Genomic DNA, 20317 nt, shown 5'->3' with positions numbered 1-20317 from the left:
CGCAGGCGAGACGAGCTCCTGAGCGAACCCAAGCGAATGGAGTGAGCGAGTCGAGGGAGAGCCGAAGGGTCCTGTTCCGGGCACTCTGAAACAGAAACGCCACTCTTTCTTCGGGTGGCGTTTCTTGTTTCAGCATGTCATCGCAATGGGCTTATGTCCTGCCCGCCCCGCCTTTTTTTGGGCGGGGTTCCGGGCACCAGATGGCCAAATCTGAAAAGATTTGGCCTCTTTGTTTTATGACCCGGAGTTGAACCTGCAACTTTGGAGTGAGCAACTTGAAAGCGGTGCGAGAAAGTTCTGCATCGCGTAAGAGCATCGGGTGATGTCTCAAGTGTCAGGCTGGAGTTGTACAAAACAAGAAGCCCGATTGGCAATAGCCAGTCGGGCTTCTGTGCTTCCATAGAACCTGTCTTGTGGTTAGGGGGCAGAAGTGATTTGCGGAGAGTGGATCATGCTCCAACGGTATCCAGGACCGCTCTTGGATATTTTGCCGCAACGCAGAGAAGTACACGGGCGGCGCCTTCGGGTCTTCTTCTTCCTTGTTCCCAGTTGCGGAGCGTTGCCGGGCTGATTCCAAGCAGCTCTGCAAACTTCTGTTGAGTGAGTCCCAGGTGCCGGCGAATTGCCGATACATTCGGACTCTGAATGCGAAATGTCCTGCTCGAGGCTTTCTTGCCTCGCACAATGGCTCCACCTTGCTCAATACTTGTCACCAACTCATCGAATGTTTCCTTCTTCATTTCAACTCCTTTGCGGCGATTGATCTTAGTATCTTGAGCTGATCTTTGCTCAGATCGCTCCGTTCATTCTTCTTAAATACGAAAAGCATCAGTATTGTGTCCCTTGACTTCAGCCAATACTAGATGATTCTCGTTCCTCCCTGCTTTCCCTTGCCTGAGATCGTCCATCGCAGCTTCCGCAGTCCGTGGCTGCCCGGAATGTCGTTGCCAGCATCCGGGTGTTCTGACAAGAAATGCTGTAGCTCCCGATATTCATCATCGGACAGGGTCTCGAGCACTCGTTTTGTGAACACTGGGGTCTCTACAATGAGCATAAGTCAATATACGCCATTGGCGTATAGTTGTCAAGTGGAATGTCTTGTCACTGTTGGTGGTTGGCGAGACGGGAGAACTCGACAAGCGGCTTCTGTGGCGGTTGCCCCGGATGCATTTGCATTTGTGAGGGTCTGAACGATGGCTTCGGTGGCTCCACCCAGTGGAGAGAAGTAGGCCTGCAATGTCGTAGTCGGGGATTCTGTCTGGGGAGGAGAGGGAGTGTTCCGGCCAGTCAAAAAGGGAACGACGGCCGCCAGAATGAGGATGAAATGCCAAGATGTTATCTTCGTCGCTTTCACAGATATCGCCAATGCAAATAGATGGATCGACTATTCCCTTGAATTCAATGCCATTTCAAATACCCGGTACAGATGTGTGAGTTCTGTAAAATTCGGGCCCCGCCCTGAGCGAGTCCCGATGACTTCTATCGGGACGAGGCGAAGGGTTCCGGGCACTCCGAAACAGAAACGCCACCCTTTCTTCAGGTGGCGTTTCCTGTTTCAGCATCTCCCTGACGCAGGTTGAAGGTCAAGCTGAGCGCTTTGTGCGAAGTCCCGAGCGAGGTCTACGTTATTCGCGGACCGAGTCGAAGGGCCTGCCCCTCCGCTTCTCAGCGGGGTTACAACCCCAGCGAACGCCGGATCCCCAATTCCACCCCGCGCAGCTCAGCCAATCCTCTCATTCTCCCAAAGAGTGAATAGCCGGGATACACCTTCGCACGTTCCTGATCGGCCTTCATGAGATGGCCATGATCCGGCCGCATCGGGATTCTGATGTCTTTCCTTCCATCTTCGGTACGCCGCTTTTGCTCCAGGAGCAGGGTCCTGATGACTCCGTACATGTCGACATCGCCTTCCAGGTGATTGTCTTCCACAAAATCACCTTGAGGGTCTTTGGTGACGTTGCGCAGGTGTATAAAATTGATACGCGGCGCGAACAGCTCCGTGAGTTCCTGAAGGTCGTTCTTCATCCCGGCACCAAAGGACCCGGTGCACAGCGTGATGCCGTTCGACGTTGAATCATATGCGGCGAGTATCTGTTCCACATCCCTCTTATTGCTCACGATCCTTGGCAGTCCCAGCAGTGGAAACGGCGGATCATCAGGATGGATTGCAAGACGCACGCCGGACTCTTCAGCAACCGGGACTATCTCCTTCAGGAATCGAGTCAGGTTGTGCCGGAGTTCATTTTCCCCGATCGAATCATACATGTGTAGAGCATCTTTCAATTGCGCAAGCGTGTACGCCTCTCCCGAGCCAGGAAATCCAAGGAGCACCGTCTGCACCAACGCATCGCGTTGGCGCTCGCTCAATGTGTCGAAGTATTGCCGGGCGTTTCTCGCCTCATCCTCCGTGTAGTCGGCCTCCGCCCCTTCCCGCTTCAGAATATGCAGATCGAAGGCTGCAAAGACTCTCGATTCAAATTTCGACGTGATAGACCCATCTTTGAATTCAACACCCAGATCAGTCCGCGACCAATCAAGGACCGGCATGAAATTGTAGCACACCGTTTCGACGCCGCACCGGCCCAGATTCGATAGCGAGATCTTGTAGTTTTCGACAAGGCGCCCGCAGTTCATGTTGTTCGTCTTGATTCCCTCATGGACAGGCAGACTTTCCGCCACGGACCATCGCAAACCCGCCGATTCTATTTCCCGTTTTCTTTTCATGATCTCTTCAACTGTCCATTGTTCACCGGCGGGGACATGATGCAGCGCTGTCACGATCCCAGTAGCCCCTGTCTGCTTCACTTCGTCAAGCTTGATGGGATCTTGAGGACCGAACCATCTCCAGGTCTGTTCCATCGACATGAGTTGTTTCCTTTTCTAAGTATTTGGTGCTCATTTGAATGCCATCAGGTCAGAAACGAGCTTGCAGACCTCAAACATGACGATCGCCACATCGGCGGCGAGAGAACGGACTGATTTCCGGGGGATTCAATGAATTCTCTCGAAAATGGGACGCCCCCATTGACCAAAATAGTGTTTTTTTTCTTGACTTCTTGAAACTCCCTAATTATTATTGAAACGGTTCAATTATTGTTTAACCCATTAAATAGTACCGCAGTTCCTGCCTTCCGATAGAAGCAATTCCCACGGAACAGGGGTCCCACATCAATGAGACCGAGATGACTGCGGATGAATGGGTTCAAGCCGGCATAATGAGCTGAGGCATGGCCTCCGCAAAGCCTCCGCCTATGCCGGTGTACCTGCATTCGCTTCCATCTGAAGTATGGCGCTCTAACCGTGAGCCTGCTTTGGAACTCGCCACGAAAGAAAACAATGATAGAAAAACCGCTTCTCAGGGAACAGGAAAGCCGTCAGGAAGTGCCCGCGTACAAAGATTGCGGGCTGCCCGTCGACGCCCGCCTGGCCGATCTCCTGGCACGCATGACCGTCGAAGAAAAGGCTGCGCAAGCACTATGCATCTGGCGCCTGCCGCACACCTCCCTGTTCGATGATACGGGGAAACTCGACCATACAAGCGTTCAGCGAAACCTCTGCAACGGCATTGGACAGATAGCGCGCATCAGCGACAGGGCTGGAGGACAGTCACCAGCGCAGATGGCGGAGTTGACGAATACGCTTCAGAAGTTCCTTGTTGAAAAGACCCGACTCGGAATTCCCGCCATCTTCCACGAAGAATCGCTTCACGGACTGGTCGCGCGGGATGCTACCAGCTACCCGCAGCCGATAGGGCTGGCCTCGACGTTCAATCCTGAACTTGTCGAGAATATCCACGCTTCCATCGCCGAAGCTACAAGAGCGCGGGGAGCACATCAGACTCTGGCACCGGATCTCGACCTTGCCCGTGACGCTCGTTGGGGACGGTTCGAGGAAACGTATGGCGAAGACCCCTACCTTGTGAGTCAGATGGGAATTGCCGCCGTCCGCGGCATGCAGGGAGACGGCTCGCTCAAGGACAAGGAGCGGATCATCGCGACCATCAAACATTTTGCCGCACATGGCCAGCCAGAGTCCGGCTCCAACTGCGGTCCCGGCGATTTCTCAGAACGCCTCCTGCGCGATACCTTCTTCTTCCCGTTCAGGGAAGTCATTCGGAAAGCAAACGCTCTCTCGGTAATGCCCTCCTACAACGAAATTGATGGGGTCCCCTCTCACGCAAACCGGTGGCTCCTGCAGGATGTTCTTCGGGGAGAGTGGGGTTTTCGCGGTGTCATCGTCTCCGACTACTTCGCAATCACGGAACTCCATGAACGTGAAGAAGCGTCAAGTTTCCGTGTTGCGAAAGACAAAGACGAAGCCGCCCGCCTCGCCTGCGAGGCTGGAATCAATGTCGAAACCCCGGACCCGGACTGTTATCCCGCTCTGACGCGGTTGATCAACGAGGGAAAGCTGAAAGAGTCAGCGCTCGACAATCTGATCTCCCCGCTTCTCCGATTGAAATTCCAGCTTGGTCTTTTTGAAGACCCTTACGTTCAGTTCGACGAACAACGCCACAAGCGTAACCTGGAACGGGACAGTACGATCGCTTTGCAGGCAGCGCGAGAAACGATTACGCTGCTGAAGAATGAAGCGAACCTGCTCCCGCTCGCTCCCAGGAAGAACAGCACCATAGCGGTCATCGGGCCAAACGCGGACCGGTTGCTGCTTGGGGGGTACAGCGGCACTCCCCCGCATTTCAAATCTGTGTTGCAGGGCATCAAGGAAAAAGCGGGAGAAGGTGTGAATGTGGTCTATAGTGAAGGATGCAAAACCACGATTGGCGGCTCATGGAGCGATGATCTCGTCACCCTTCCCGATCCCGAAGAGAACCGGAAGCTGATCGGCCTCGCCGTCGCAGCAGCACAGAAATCGGATGCAGTAGTGCTTGTCCTCGGGGACAACGAACAAACGTCCAGAGAAGCGTGGAGCAAGGTGCACATGGGTGACAGGCCGGATCTGGACCTTTTCGGTATGCAAAACGAGCTTGCAAAGGCCGTTCTGGATACAGGCAAACTTGTGATCCTCGTACTGTTCAACGGACGTCCAAACAGTCTCAGCCAGATTCACGCCCGCATTCCAGCGATACTTGAATGCTGGTACCTGGGACAGGAAACCGGATCGGCAGTGGCAGATGTGCTGTTCGGGAATGTCAATCCCGGTGGCAAACTCCCGGTATCGATTCCAAGATCCGCAGGGCACATTCCCTGTTTCTACAATCACAAGCCATCAGCGCGGCGCGGGTATCTGTTCGACGACATCACACCGTTATATCCCTTCGGGTTCGGTCTGAGCTACACGACCTTCAGCTTCAGCAACCTCCGGTTGGAGAATCAGACGATTCAAAAGGACGGATCGACCAAGGTCCTGATCGATGTGACGAACACCGGCAATCGTGCCGGATCCGAGGTCGTTCAGATGTATATACGTGATATGTTCAGCTCCGTGACCCGCCCGGTGAAGGAATTGAAGGGATTCAGGAAAGTCTGGCTTGGACCGAAGGAATCGAAGACGGTAGCCCTGGACATTCTGCCGGAACACTTGGCGTTTACGAATATTGAAAAGCACTATGTTGTCGAGCCCGGCGATTTCGAAATTATGGTAGGGAGTTCTTCGCTTGACCGGGACCTCGAAAAAACGGTGCTTCATGTGAAATAGGGGCGGACAAACGGACGAGGGGGCGGAAGTCACGATGTTCAATTACGCAACCACACACTTACTCTTCGGGTGATACGTGCAATCAAGCACTGAAAAGCTGTCGGTCAGGGAAAAAATCGGCTACGGGTTTGGAGACGGCGCGGCCAATTTCGTCTTCCAGACGATGCTCATCTTTCAGCTGGGCTTCTACACCGACGTGTTCGGCCTTTCCGCAGTTGCTGCAGGCACCTTACTTCTTGTGGGGCGATTCTGGGATGCAGCGTTTGATCCTTTCATGGGCGTTGTTGCAGACCGCACGAACACCAGATGGGGTAAGTTTCGGCCCTGGGTCCTCTGGTCAGCAGTACCATTCGCAGTCATGTTCTTCCTTGCGTTCACCACTCCGGATTTTGGCAGCACCGGGAAACTCGTGTACGCGTACATCACCTACATCCTTCTGATGACGGTGTATTCGGTCAACAACCTGCCGTACTCGGCACTCAACGGTGTCATGACCGGTGACGTGAACGACCGCACAAGCCTGTCGTCCTACCGCTTCTTCTTTGCCATGGCCGCAGCGCTCGTCGTACAGGGATTGACGCTCCCCATGGTCAGCAAGTTCGGGCAGGGTGATGCCGCCAAGGGATGGTCGATGACGATCGGAGTGTTCGCTCTCCTGAGTATCGTTTTCTTCGTCATCACCTTCTTCAGCGTACGCGAACGCATCAAGCCGGATCCCAACCAGAAATCATCCCCCAAGCAGGATTTCGCCGATCTTTTGAAGAACACCCCGTGGATTTCGATGTTCGTGCTGACGTTGTTTCTTTTCATCACGCTCGCTCTGTGGGGAAGCGCGATGTTCTACTACTTTACCTACTTTGTGGACAAGAACCAGTTGTTTGGTTTCCTCCAATCGTGGGGACTCGTGACGACCACATCCGGCGGCACTCTGGTGGCCACGAGTTGGTGGCATGACATCCTGAACGCATTCGGGCTCATCGCGACGACGGATCGGACCAACGTTACGTCCGTCGGATTCAGCCTCTTCAACATGTCCGGACAGTTTGTGATGATCCTCGGCGTGATTGCGTCCAAACCTCTTTCGATACGTTTCGGGAAGAAGACCGTATTCCTCGTGGGGCTGGCGCTGACGACCCTGTTCACTGCCCTGTTCATCATGCTGCCATCCGACGCCGTGGGACTCACGTTTATCCTGAATCTTCTGAAATCTCTCGCGTACGGTCCGACGATCCCGTTGCTGTGGGCCATGATGGCTGATGTTGCCGATTATGCGGAATGGAAAACCAGGCGCCGCGCTACGGGCGTTGTGTTTGCAGGGATTGTGTTTGCATTGAAGGCAGGACTCGGATTCGGCGGGGCAATTTGCGGCTGGCTGCTTGCGGCGTACGGATACATTCCGAACATCGTGCAGTCGGAAGGGGCCCTCCTGGGCATCCGCATGACGGCAAGTATCTTCCCTGCTACCACGTTCCTCATCGGTGTGATAGCGCTTTCGTATTACGGGATCAACAAGAAACTGAATATTCAGATCCAGGACGAGCTCGCGGAAAGGCGAAAGAGTTTTTCAACCGTGACCCCGTGACGTTGAATCACAATTGAAAGAACCATAATGTCGAAAACGTACTTCCCGAAAATCCAGAAACCCATCCCATTCGAGGGGAAAGATTCCAGGAATCCCCTTTCTTTCAAGTACTACAATAGAGATCAACGCGTCGGCTCCAAAACGATGGGCGAGCATCTTCGCTTCGCCGTCGCTTATTGGCATACCATGCTGGGAAGCGGCGCCGATATGTTCGGAGGTGCCAGTTTCGCACGAGCCTGGCGCCAGGCGAGCGACCCGATGGATCGCGCCAAAGAGACGCTGGATGCCGCGTTTGAGTTCCTGCAGAAACTTGGTGTCGATTACTACTGCTTCCATGACCGCGACATCGCTCCTCAAGGTGAGAACTTTTCTGAATCGGTGAAGAACCTGCAGGAGATTGTCCGGATTGCAAAGCAGATGCAGAAAGCAACCGGCGTCAAGCTGTTGTGGGGAACGGCCAATTTGTTCAGCGATCCGATTTATTCGCAGGGCGCAGGTACAAGCCCCAATGCCCACGTCATGGCGCACGCTGCCGCACAGGTCAAGAATGCGATGGACGCCACGAAGGAGCTTGGCGGTGAGAACTACGTTTTCTGGGGGGGACGCGAAGGATACGAGACGCTGCTGAATACTGATCTCAAGCGAGAGCAGGAGCAGATGGCGCGATTCTTCCACATGGCCGTCGACTACAAGAAGAAAATCGGCTTCAAAGGACAATTCCTCATCGAACCGAAGCCCGCTGAGCCTTCAAAACACCAGTACGATACCGACGCCGCTACGACCCTTTCGTTCTTGCAGGAATATGATCTGATCGACCATTTCAAACTCAACATTGAAGCCAACCACGCCACGCTCGCTGGGCACACGTTTGAGCACGAACTCGCAGTTGCTTCGGCAGCGGGCAAGCTCGGAAGCGTCGATGCAAACCGCGGCGATCTTCTTCTCGGCTGGGATACTGATCAATTCCCGACAGACATCTATGCGACAACCCTGGCGATGCTTGTCATCCTCAAGCAGGATGGTTTGGGCAAAGGGGGACTCAATTTCGACGCGAAGGTACGGCGGAGTTCAACCGACCCCTACGACCTGTTCCATGCGCATATTGGCGGCATGGATGCATTTGCGAAGGGGCTGCTGATTGCGCACGAGATCATCAAGGACAAAGTGTTTTCAAAGTTCATTGATGAGCGCTACGGCAGCTTCAAGTCAGGTATCGGCGCGAAGATTATGGCTGGAAAAGTCGGACTCGCAGAGCTCGACCAATGGGCCCGCAGGCAAGGCAAGCCCGAACCCGCAGGGGGCCGGCAGGAAATGCTCGAGAATATTCTGAACTCATACATTCTGCGGTAAGTCATCCGAATCTGGAACTATCAACATTGCCGGTCAACCGTCTCGTCCGGTAAAGCACAGCATTAATATAAGGAGACACTGTTGTGAAAAAATCATTGGGTCTGATTGCAGCAATGACGTGGTCGGCCGGCCTTCGTGTCGGACGGCATTCCTGGTCAAAGGTCGTTCTCCTGGCGGGAATATCTTTCCTTCTGGTCGCTCAGACGGTCCTTGCGGGGGGGGTGCTGAAAGGAAAAGTGTACGACAAGGACACGAAGGATCTGCTCCCTGGAGCCAACGTGACGATCAAGGGAACAAGCCTGGGAGCCTCGACGGATCTGAACGGCGGGTTTTCCATCCCCAACGTTCCTCCGGGAACCTACACACTTCAGGCCTCCTATATCGGGTATCGCTCCGTAAGCGCTGAGGTGAAAATCTCGAACGACGAGACAGTTGTTCACGACTTTTCCCTGGCGCCAGTGGCGATCCAGGGACAGGAGTTCGTCGTCACCGGGCAGGCCCAGGGCCAGATGCAGGCGATCAACCAGCAGCTGGCATCAGACAAGATTGTGAGCATTGTCTCTGAAGCAAGGATTCAGGAATTGCCGGACTTCAACGCAGCGCAGGCAATAAGCCGTCTGCCGGGCGTATCCACGCTCCAGAGTTCCGGCGAAGCGAACAAGGTCGTGATCAGAGGTTTGGCTCCAAAGTTCAACCAAATTACGATTGGCGGAGTTTCGCTTGCAACGACTGGCAGCACACAGATCGGAGTAAGCTCCCAGGGCGGAACTGCCGGGTCAATCAACAATGACAGAAGTGTAGATCTATCCATGATGTCTCCCTACATGATAAAATCTATCTCCGTCTACAAGTCGTTGACGCCGGATATGAATGCCAATTCCATAGGCGGCACCGTGAACATGGAGCTGCGCGAAGCCCCATCAGATTTCCATTCCGACTTTCTTTTCCAATCGGGCTATACTCAGAAGAGCAATCAGTATGGAAATTTCAGAGCAGTCGCATCTGCAAGCACTCGTTTCTTGAATGACAAGCTCGGCGTGTATCTCCTGGGGAATATTGAACAGTATGACCGTGATGCCGACAACATGAATGCCGGCTATGAAATCACGTCAGACACGAAGGGTGATAACGGCTATCTTCCTGTAAGGGTCACGAACGTCCAGCTGAACCGCCATTTTGAAACCAGGAAACGTTTCGGCGGAAATCTGATAGTTGATTATATTTTGCCCTCGGGCTCCATCAAACTTGTCAATATGTTCAGCCGGCTGAATTCAGATTACAGGGACTATCGGACAATACTGAACTATTCCTCGCTCACATCGGATCTGATTTTCAGGTATCAGGAGGGTGAGAACAACGTTGACCTGGCCATGAATTCGCTCGTCTTCAGTTATGACCTGGGATTCATGACGTTCGACCTCAGGGCGGCGAACAACTATTCAAGGAACAATCTGCCCGAGGCGCCGCAATCCGAGTTTTATCAGACCCGCGGTGTCGGGACTTCGACACCCAACACAACTCCGGAGAACCTGACCTCCCTTATTCGCTATGGGGGCACGGAGACGACGTATCTCAACACGCTGACTTTGTTCAGCTCCAGCTACAAGGAAAACGGGCAGACATACAAGGCGGATTTCAAAGTTCCGTTTCGTTTGGGTTCCGACCTGGCCGGCTACCTGAAGTTTGGCGGTGAATTCAATACCACTCGCCACCAAAACTCTCAACGTACGCCTTATGCAACAATATCAGGAACAAACACGATCCAGTCGGCAATTTCGAACGGGATCCGAGGACAATTTCCGGGGATGACGTTCAACAGCGGTTTAAACATTTTCACATCGACCGGCTTTACATCTCATGACAGTGACATCCTTAAGAGTTTTCTTGACGACCGTTTCGGAGGCATCATTTGGGCCAACGATCCCAGTTTGCTTACCGGCATCATCCATTATGTTGCAGGCAATCCTGCATTCAGTTCGTACAATGCGACGGCGGTGGAACCCGGCGGTTGGTTCAACGGCTACTTCCAGACTCTTCCTAATACCTACAAATACGTCGAGGACTATACTGCCGCATTCGTGATGTCTGAATTGAAGTATGGAAATCTGATGGTTATCGGCGGTGCGCGATATGAAAAGGACAAAGGAGTGTACGATGCGTACGTTCTGATGGACGGACGTGACGACAAGAGCCAGAAATATTTCGATGTGAATGCAACTCCGACAAATGAATTCTTCCTTCCGATGGTCCAGGCGAAATATGATGTAACGGATTGGTGTGATGTCCGTGCCGGATATACACAGACGTTGGCCCGTCCGGATTATCATCAGCTTTCACCATCCTACACCATCAGCTATGGCCAGGGCACAGTGCGGTCCGGCAATCCCGATCTCAGAACGGCCCATGCCTATAACCATGATCTCATATTGACGTTCCACACCAATGAACTGGGACTTCTCTCCATCGCCGGTTTCTACAAGGAAATAAAGGACTTCACGTACTCAACGCAATATTCGCTCTACACCACAGCGCCCGCGGGCGTTGCCACGGTCAATTCCTTCAGCATTGGAGGAACGGCTCCTGTAAAAGGAGCAACCCTCTTCACGTATATGAATACTCCTTATATTGCCTTCGTCAGAGGTATTGAAGTGGATTTTCAGACACGGTTCTGGTATTTGCCGTCGCCACTCAACGGAGTGCTGCTCGGTATCAACTACACGCGGATTTCCTCGAATGCCACGTATCCCTGGAGAAACGCCAGGACAACGATCATCGGTCCCAGGCAGACGCTCACGGAAGTCTTTGATAGTACTCGTGCAGGGCGTCTCGTGAACCAGCCCAACGACATCGTCAATGCTTCTCTCGGCTACGACTACAAAAACTTTTCCGCCCGTTTGTCGATTGTCTTCCAGGGTAATTCAGTCAGCAACATTGGCAATTTCCCCGAGCAGGACGGCTTCACCAGAGACTATTTCAGGATGGATGCTTCGGTACGACAGATTCTTCCATGGTTTGGCATCGAAGTCTTCCTGGATATATTCAATCTCAACAACAGGAACAACGCCTCGGCTCAGCAATCAATCAACGGCTTCACGAGTCAACAGAACTATGGCCTTACGGGCAATTTGGGACTCAGATACCGGCTATGAAATACCTAATCATTCATTCTCCAACAAAACAGGTGGAGGAACAACTATGAAACATCTTTTACGCACGCTATTCCTTGCAGCGATGATGTGCACATCACTCTATGCACAGAAACAAGTGGTTGTAGTCAGCGATTACTGGGAAACAAGTAAGGAAGGAACGCTTAATGATGCCGTGACTGCAGCAATCACTGGTGGCAGATTGTCAAATACTATTTTCAAATTAAAGCCGTACGGCACATACGTTCTTACCGGATCTATCATTACTCCTCCGGGACAAACGCTCGAAATTACTGCAGATGCTCCCGGGACCACGCAGACGACTTCCCCGCCTATGATTTGTTGGACCGCCAGTACGGCTCCCTCCAAGACATACATGTTCGATATCGCCGGGACAATCAAAATGTCGAACACATGGCTCTTATGGGCCAGCCTTGACGGGACACGATTTACCTCAACAATCCGTGTCGGCGATTCATCTTCAGTCGGCGGCCGCTGCGAATTTACGAACGTCATGTTCGATTATGTGCAGCAAGCTTCCAGCGGTGCCATACAACCGTTTGCCACTCATTTCAAAGGGTTTATCAAGAACTGTTATTTCAGAAACTGCACTGACAATCATTTCAGATACTACAGCAGGGCAGTCTCAGTCCCCTATGCGGCTCAAGGAATACATACAGATAGTCTGCAATTCGAGAATTGCACTTTCGCAAATATAGGATATGTCTATATGCAAGAAGCAGCGAATTATGGAGATAACGTCTTCTTCAACCACTGTACCTTCTATAACGTTGTCCAGTTCCCGCTGGAGAGCGGATGGTGGTGGAAGATGTATGTTACAAATTCCCTGTTCATAAACACGTTCATGTACGGTTACATCCCGTCGGCGCCGGGCGGCATCAATGGCGGTACTATTACAATCGCTCCTATCGATAGCGGTGCCATGGGAGGAGGCTTCGGATTCACCGTCCCCTTCAGCGAACAGGATCGCCGCATACTGTTCGCATACAACAACTACGCTCTTGACCCATGGCTCGTCGATTGGATGGGATGGGGCCCCAATGGCAACCCCTACAGCCAGGACAAGCATAGAACCAGACTTGATACCGACATACCACTTCCGATGCCAATGTTCAATGGTCAGACCTTGACATTTTTTGATTCAACGTCCGCGGGAAAGAAAGTCTGGCCGTATATGAACAGAGCCCAGAATGACAGCATTAATCCTGGTTTTGTCAATCCGCCAGTGAACATAGATTCTTTGAAGACATTCCTGTATAAAAAGTGGAATGACAACTCCGATCACCCGTGGGAATGGGCGTCGTGGAATTCATACACGCAAACATGGCCTGTCAAGGAGAACATGTCTTATACAAATACCAAGCTGAAGACCGGTGCAATGGGTGGGTTCCCGAAGGGCGATCTCTATCATTGGTGGCCAACGCAGTACACGGCGTGGGCGGCACAATCGGCTGCAGAAAACACAAGAATCAATACGTGGTTGACGACGGGCAAGGATCCCCTGGCCTCAAGCGTAGAGAAGCTGGGCAGCGTTGTTCCTCAGGAGTACGCGCTCAGTCAGAATTATCCAAATCCCTTCAACCCGTCGACACAAATCGAATACTCTGTCCCGAAGACGGGCCATGTTTCGTTGAAGGTCTTCAACGAGCTTGGTCAGGAAGTAGCAACACTCGTCGATGGAGAGCAAAACCCCGGTAAGTATGTGGCGACGTTCGACGCCAAAGGGCTTACAAGCGGTGTCTATTTCTATCGTCTGCAATCCGGAACGGCTTCACTTACACAAAAACTGATTCTCATGAAATAATAACTAACCCACAATTCGTTAACCTTCTAAAGGAGTAGGATTATCATGAAGAAACTCTTCGTGTTAATGGTCTTGGCAACGGTCGTTCTCGGTTTGATGGGAACTGCGTTGCAGGCTCAGACCCTTGTCGATCAATGGGGTAAGACCGCTCGCGGATCGGCCTGGCCGATACTCAATACTTCCACTACCCCTGCCGGAAACGGCAGCATGGGCGGAGCCTCAAAACCATCAGGGGCTTCACTCAGCGGTGGTTTCAATACAATCACATTAAACGCAGGCGAGACGATCGTCGTCAACGGCAAGATGGAATTTGTTGGGGGTGATCCAGGTGCAGCCTATACTGCGCTTCGCTATGCCCTGCATTTTCAGGACAGTGCGTCATTGAGCGGTCGAAATACCGTAGACGCTATGTGGACCAGCACAAAATCACACTCTGGTTACCAGTTCACACCACGCTCAGGCGGTACTGACATGGCAAATGGTGGGGGCGGATCAGGTGTGATCTGGACAGTTGCTAACGGCAATTGGAATAGTACCTACAGCAATAATGGCGGTCCTATATTCTCAATCCTTCAGGCTCCTCGCCTTGCGGTAATCACAAAGGGCGTTTATGATTGGGGCATTTCGGTCACAGCATTGGCTAATGGCACGAACGAGGTTCGATTCTATATACAGAAACAATTCGCTGCCGGTGGACAATCTGCATACTGGACTGGCGGGACCGGCATTGACGCGGGCGCAGTGTCCAGGAAGTTTAATTTCATTTCGTTCTGGACCAACAACGACATAGACGCCTCCGTAACCGGGATGAACCTGACTGGCGTCACAGTCCAGAAGGGAGCCCCGATTACTGTTACTGCAGCACCGTGGGCAGCATTCTATGTCGACAATTGGGGTGCGAGTCGCGGAACAGCCTGGAAGATCAAGAACGACTCTACCTACCTCGTCGGAGATGCCATGATGTCCGGAGCCTCAAAACCATCCGGGGCCAGCCTGAGTGGAGGTTTTGGCGAGACGATTCCAGTAGCAGTAGGCGAGGCGATCATTGTCAGTGGATCGCTTGAGTATGTTGGAGGTGGTGCAGGTCCGGCCTATACTGGCCTTCGCTACGCTTTGACATTTCAGGACAGTATGAAACTGAACAATAGGCTGAAAGACTCCGCCTTGTGGGTCACGAGCGCTCCCAGCGGCACCACAAAAGGATCTTATGGATACGAGTTCACACCAAGGTCAGGCGGTACCGACCTGGCAAATGGTTCAGGTGGATCAGGTGTGATCTGGACGGTTATTAACGGCAACTGGAATAGTACGTTTAGCAATGGCGGCGGGCCTATTTTCTCAATCCTTCAATCTCCCCGTCTTGCGGAAATTTCGATGGGCGTCTATAATTGGTCCATCTCCGTTCAGGCCTTAAGTAATGGTACAAACGAGGTACGATTCTATATAGAAAAACAGCATGCCGCAAATCAACAAACGACATACTGGACGGGTGGAATTGGCATTGACGCAGGAGCAGTATCCAGAAAATTCAATTTTGTTCATTTCTGGATCAACAACGACATAGAAGCCGCCACATCGGCGTTCAAACTCACCAACGTCAAGGTTGACAAAGGAGCTCCGATTACTGTCACTGCACCTCCATGGCAAGCATATTACGTTGACCAGTGGGGCTTCATTGGTGGCCGAATGTACGGATGGAACTTTATTCCAGATCCCGATCGTATCGTCGGAAATGCCGGAATCGGCGGCACCGCTCCGAACGGGAAATGGGCTGCAATCCGTGGCGGCTTTGACCCTGTTACACCCACCGCAACGAAAGCGCTTCTTATTACAGGAAAAACGGAGTTTGTGAATGGCGGCTTCCAGGCACCGAACTCTTTCCGGTTTGGTGTCTTCTACAGCGACGCGGCAGGAAAGGTTATCGTTGACTCTTCGAAAGCCACGCTTCCAGATTCCTCACGCTGGGATGGAGTGGAGACAGCTCATACCGGATACCTGTTCATCCCGCCAAGCGGAACGAACGGTCTCGCCAGCTGGCCGGGCTTGAGCAAGACAGCAAGCTCAGGCGCCGTTGTCAACGGTGCGTGGCTGCACAATGATTATCCGGCCGCGGGTGCTGGAATCCTGACGTCGAATTACACACTCGGAACACAGGTCCAGACTCCGGCGAATGCGGATGCCAAAGCGGGCATCTATAACTTCGCTATTTCGGTTGCAGCAACAGCCGGCGGGGCTGATGTACGATTCAAACTGGCCAAGGCCGACAACAGCTACGCGATCACCGGAAAGCTGACAGACACCAATGTCCCGGTCGCAACAACCAAGTTCAATTCTATTGCGTTCGCCATTGCAGGCGGTCAGGCGACCACCGGCATGAAGCTGACCGATGTCAAGATCGATTACGTGGATGTCGGCACACTTCCTCTGGTTGCACCTCAGGGAGCGGCAACCGATGTCGAGCAGAATACCAACGTGATTCCGGCGGAATTCGGACTCGCTCAAAACTACCCGAACCCGTTCAATCCCTCGACGGCAATCTCGTATGACGTCGCAAAGTCCGCACGCGTGTCCATCCGTGTGTATGACTTGCTGGGTCGTGTGGTTGCGCAGCTTGTGGACGGAGTCCAGTCACCGAGCAGGTACACCATTCATTGGAACGCTGCAGGTCTGAGCAGCGGTACCTATCTCTACCGGATCGATGCCCAGAGCCAGGATGGTTCAGGCACGTTCACCTCGGTGAAGAAACTGATGTTGGTGAAGTAACGTTTGTACCAGATATATGCGGCCCGTCCGTGAGCAACGGGCGGGCCGTTTTTATTTCACGACCATCGTTGATGATATCAGGAAGTGAGTACCCCGATGCTTCTTTTTCACAAGGTTCGCTACACTAGATTATCCAGGAATCCAGACGATTATTTTCGACCAGGCGTGTCGTCACCGCGAAGCCTCGCGGATTGCACACGGTGGTTCAAAACAGTCGTTATGATTCTTATCGCAGCGTTGGCGTACCTCCCTTACACTGTGTCGTCTCAACCACTGGCGACCGGCAAAGGCAAGTTCCTCGGCAGCAGTGTGAAGTCTGTCCGTTCCGATTTCACGAAGTATTGGAACCAGGTTACAGCGGACGACGCGGGAAAATGGGGAAGCGTTGAAGGGACTCAGGACGCGTACACCTGGACCCCTCTGGATAACATCTACAATTTTGCCATCACGAATGGATTCCCTTACAAGCATCACAATCTGGTGTGGGGAAATCAGCAACCTTCATGGATCACATCGCTCGATTCAGCCAGTCAGCGAGCCCAGGTGGAAGAATGGATCCGGCTCGTTGGAGAACGGTATCCGAAGACGACCTTCGTGGATGTAGTGAACGAACCGTTGAACGGACCTGCTGCATACAGAAACGCCCTGGGAGGGAACGGTACAACCGGCTGGGACTGGGTGATCACGGTATTTCAGTGGGCGCGGAAACATCTCCCCGGGGCAAAACTTCACATCAATGAGTACAATGTCCTGCAAAGCAACACCGTCACAGACAGATACATTGCATTGATTGACACGCTGAAGGCGAGGGGCCTGATTGATGGCCTTGGCATCCAGGGACATTACTTTGAGTTCAAGAGTTCTGCAGGCTCGAGTCCATCCTACTCCTATCCGGTCAGCACCTTGAAGAGCAATCTGGACAGGCTGGCAACGCGAGGACTGCCAATCTACATCACCGAGTTCGATATCAACGAAATTGATGACGGCATTCAGCTGCAAAACTATCAGATCTACTTCCCTTTGTTCTGGGACCATCCGTCTGTGAAAGGTATTACGCTGTGGGGTTACGCGGAGAACTCAATATGGAAGCCGTACGCGTTCTTGATCGACTACAGAAATGCCCCCCGACCTGCCCTTCAGTGGCTCAAAGGATATGTTGCGGGCCCTGCTATCCCCGCAATCATTTCTCCGACCGGGGCATCAGCAGTTCCGCGTAACCCGAAATTGATCTGGCGTTCCTCATCATCGGCCAGTTCATATCGTGTCCGGGTCTCCGACGACAGCACGCTTGCGACTGCTCTTGTGGATGCCACGGTGAGCGATACTGTTCTCCAGCTCAGCCCGCTTCGCCCAAACACTACGCACTACTGGCAGGTGAATGCGACGAACACTTACGGCACGAGCGACTACTCGCTTACACGTAGTTTTGTGACTAACTCGACTGTCGTCGGCGTAGAAGAGAGCGGTCATATTCCGGAAGAGTTTGCGCTGCACCAGAACTATCCGAATCCGTTCTCCGCCGGAGGCGGATCCGCCTTTGGCGGAAATCCGACAACATCCATCAGCTTTCACCTGCCTACCGACCTGACGAAGGGGCAGTCTGGTCTGGCGGGCCTTTCACAACTCAGCTCTGTAAAGCTGATCGTATATGATGCACTTGGGCGTGAAGTCGCGACACTCGTCGACGGGGAGAAACCGGCGGGTTCCCACACCGTTGTCTGGAACGCCAAAAACGTGCCCTCGGGTGTCTATATTTACCGAATCGTGGCCGGCGATCACGTCGACAGCAAGAAGATGCTGCTGATGAAGTAGCAGTGTACTTTGGTCAATACGCCATCCCGACCGGAAGATCGGGATGGGTGAAATGTGTACGTCCGGGAGAGAGAATTCGTATGATCGAGCTCATGTGGAGTTGGTTTGCATCCAGGTTTTCCGCCTGGTCTCATTTCCATATGCGATTCCACCTGGCGATTGTGAGTCCTCGTGTGATCGGTGCGCTGAGTCTCGTCCTTGCTGTCATGTGTCTTTTGCCGGTCCCGCTGTCTGCGCAACGGCTCGCCGACGGCAAAGGAAGGTTTCTTGGTGGCAGCGTGGGCTCCTCCATCTCCCGACATCTGACCCGCTACTGGAACCAGATGACGCCCGGCAATGCAGGGAAATGGGGTTCGGTTTCGTTTTCGCAGGGGCAATATAACTGGACCTACCTTGATTCGCTGTACAATTACGCGCTCCAAAATGGAATGATCTACAAGCATCATACACTGGTCTGGGGAAGCCAGCAACCCGGGTGGATCGCAGGTCTTGATACCGCCACTCAACGCAGGGAAGTGGAAAACTGGATTCGCCTCGTCGGCCAGCGGTATCCAAAGATGAATTTCGTCGATGTCGTCAACGAACCGCTCCATACACCTCTCCCCTCGTACAAGAATGGGCTGGGAGGTGATGGCGCTACCGGATGGGACTGGGTGATCACAGCGTTCACGTGGGCGCGGCAATACTGTGCACCAGGTGTCAAGCTGATCTTGAATGACTACAATATCCTCGGCAACACGACGTCGACGACCAACTACCTGACGATCATCAATCTGCTGAAGGATCGGAAACTCATCGACGGCATCGGTGTGCAGGGACACTACTTCGAGTTCAGGAGCCGCGTCGGGACCACCGGCTATGTCTATAATCTCGCCGATATCAAAAGCAACCTGAACAGACTGACCGCCACCGGCCTCCCTGTCTATATTACCGAATTTGATGTCGATGAACCCGTTGATTCCGATCAGCTCGCACAGTACATGATCTACTTCCCCATCTTCTGGACCAATCCAAGTGTAAAGGGAATTACATTCTGGGGTTACGTCGATGATGACGTCTGGACTTCGTACCCGGACACTTATCTGCTGTACGCGAACGGCAGGTCGCGTCCTGCCTTTCAGTGGCTCCAAACATATATCACCATTCCGGTGCCTCCGGCGCTCATGTCGCCAGTGAGTGTGAACGGCACGCCGCGCGATCCTCAGCTGGTCTGGCAATCTTCTACTCTTGCCACGTCTTACCATGTGCAGTTGGCTGACAACAGGTCATTCAGTCCTCTCGTCGTAGATACCACGCTTGCCGACACAACGCTGAACCTGCGTCCGCTTGCCGCAAATGTGCGGTACTACTGGCGTGTCACTGCCGCGAATTCGGTCGGCACCAGTGATTACTCGGTGCTGGGGAATTTCCTTACGGGGGAGGTCATGTCGGATGTTGAACAGACAGGAGCCATTCCGTCCGAGTACTCCTTGTCGCAGAACTACCCAAATCCGTTTAATCCAAAAACAGCTATTGGCTATCAGTTATTAGCTATTAGCTTCGTGAAACTGGAGGTGTTCGACGTTCTCGGTCGAGGAATCTGCACTCTGGTGAACGAAGCCCGTTCAGCGGGGAGTCACACAGTGGATTGGGATGGCTCAACCCTTCCCAGCGGAGTATACTACTATCGACTCCAGGCACGACCCGTGAACGGTCAGGAACCGGTCTTCATCGAATCGAGAAAAATGACCTTGATGAAATAGTATCAAGGTAGAAGTCGAACTTCTACCGATTTTCGAAAGGATATCGTATGTCAAACGCGGGTAAAGTTTTTTTCACTTTCGTCTTCCTGACATGTTCTCTGAACGCCCAGACGAACAAACTTGTGCCTACTCCCCGTTTGGAAAATCACGGGGATACGAAGCATATCATTGTTGACGGCAGACCATTTCTGATGCTCGCCGGCGAGACGGGGAACTCCAGTGCCTCAGACCTGAAGTATCTTGACGAGATCTGGCCCAAGATCGTGAAGATGAACCTCAACACCTTGCTTGTTCCGGTCTATTGGGGCTTGATTGAACCGGCTGAGGGAACGTTCGACTTCTCTCTTGTTGATGGTGCAATCAACGGTGCGAGGAAACACAACATCAGGCTGGTTTTTCTCTGGTTCGGGACCTGGAAGAACAGCATGTCCTGCTACGCTCC

General features: G+C 52.8%; 12 protein-coding genes. 9 read left to right on the top strand and 3 right to left on the bottom strand.

Features of this window, described 5'->3' with window-relative positions:
• Positions 1-449: 449 nt before the first annotated feature.
• The 3 genes from NTU47_05195 to uxuA form a co-directional block, all read right to left on the bottom strand.
• Positions 450-740: a helix-turn-helix domain-containing protein gene (locus tag NTU47_05195; protein MCX6133195.1), complete on the bottom strand. Its 291-nt coding sequence runs from the start codon at positions 738-740 to the stop codon at positions 450-452.
• 119 nt (positions 741-859) lie between these two features.
• Complete coding sequence (locus tag NTU47_05190) at positions 860-1033, bottom strand: hypothetical protein (protein MCX6133194.1); 174 nt, start codon at positions 1031-1033, stop codon at positions 860-862.
• 641 nt (positions 1034-1674) lie between these two features.
• The gene (gene uxuA, locus NTU47_05185; GenBank protein ID MCX6133193.1) at positions 1675-2865 is read right to left on the bottom strand and encodes a mannonate dehydratase; all 1191 of its coding nucleotides are present in this window, start codon (positions 2863-2865) and stop codon (positions 1675-1677) included.
• Positions 2866-3336: 471 nt separating this feature from the next.
• On the opposite strand from uxuA, the gene NTU47_05180 reads away from it, so the two are divergent.
• From NTU47_05180 to NTU47_05140, 9 genes are all read left to right on the top strand, one after another.
• On the top strand, positions 3337-5655 hold the full coding sequence (locus NTU47_05180) for a glycoside hydrolase family 3 C-terminal domain-containing protein (protein MCX6133192.1): 2319 nt from the start codon (positions 3337-3339) through the stop codon (positions 5653-5655).
• 76 nt (positions 5656-5731) lie between these two features.
• Positions 5732-7237 (top strand): MFS transporter, encoded by a 1506-nt coding sequence (locus tag NTU47_05175; GenBank protein ID MCX6133191.1) that lies wholly within the window; start codon positions 5732-5734, stop codon positions 7235-7237.
• A gap of 27 nt (positions 7238-7264) precedes the next feature.
• Positions 7265-8587, top strand: a complete 1323-nt coding sequence (xylA, locus tag NTU47_05170; protein MCX6133190.1) for a xylose isomerase — start codon at positions 7265-7267, stop codon at positions 8585-8587.
• 83 nt (positions 8588-8670) lie between these two features.
• Complete coding sequence (locus NTU47_05165) at positions 8671-11736, top strand: carboxypeptidase-like regulatory domain-containing protein (protein ID MCX6133189.1); 3066 nt, start codon at positions 8671-8673, stop codon at positions 11734-11736.
• A 46-nt stretch (positions 11737-11782) separates the two neighbouring features.
• Complete coding sequence (locus tag NTU47_05160; GenBank protein ID MCX6133188.1) at positions 11783-13558, top strand: T9SS type A sorting domain-containing protein; 1776 nt, start codon at positions 11783-11785, stop codon at positions 13556-13558.
• Positions 13559-13603: 45 nt separating this feature from the next.
• Positions 13604-16321, top strand: coding sequence for a T9SS type A sorting domain-containing protein (locus NTU47_05155; protein MCX6133187.1), 2718 nt, complete (start codon positions 13604-13606; stop codon positions 16319-16321).
• 219 nt (positions 16322-16540) lie between these two features.
• Complete coding sequence (locus NTU47_05150) at positions 16541-18133, top strand: endo-1,4-beta-xylanase (GenBank protein MCX6133186.1); 1593 nt, start codon at positions 16541-16543, stop codon at positions 18131-18133.
• Positions 18134-18213: 80 nt separating this feature from the next.
• The gene (locus NTU47_05145; protein ID MCX6133185.1) at positions 18214-19875 is read left to right on the top strand and encodes an endo-1,4-beta-xylanase; all 1662 of its coding nucleotides are present in this window, start codon (positions 18214-18216) and stop codon (positions 19873-19875) included.
• Positions 19876-19922: 47 nt separating this feature from the next.
• Positions 19923-20317 (top strand): beta-galactosidase (locus NTU47_05140; protein ID MCX6133184.1); only part of this gene is annotated, 395 nt, incomplete at its 3' end.

The organism is Ignavibacteriales bacterium, assembly GCA_026390595.1.
Taxonomy (GTDB): Bacteria; Bacteroidota; Ignavibacteria; order UBA10030; family UBA10030; genus UBA9647.
The sequence above is the reverse complement of the archived record's forward strand: the minus strand, read 5'-3'. Positions and strand labels throughout refer to the sequence as shown.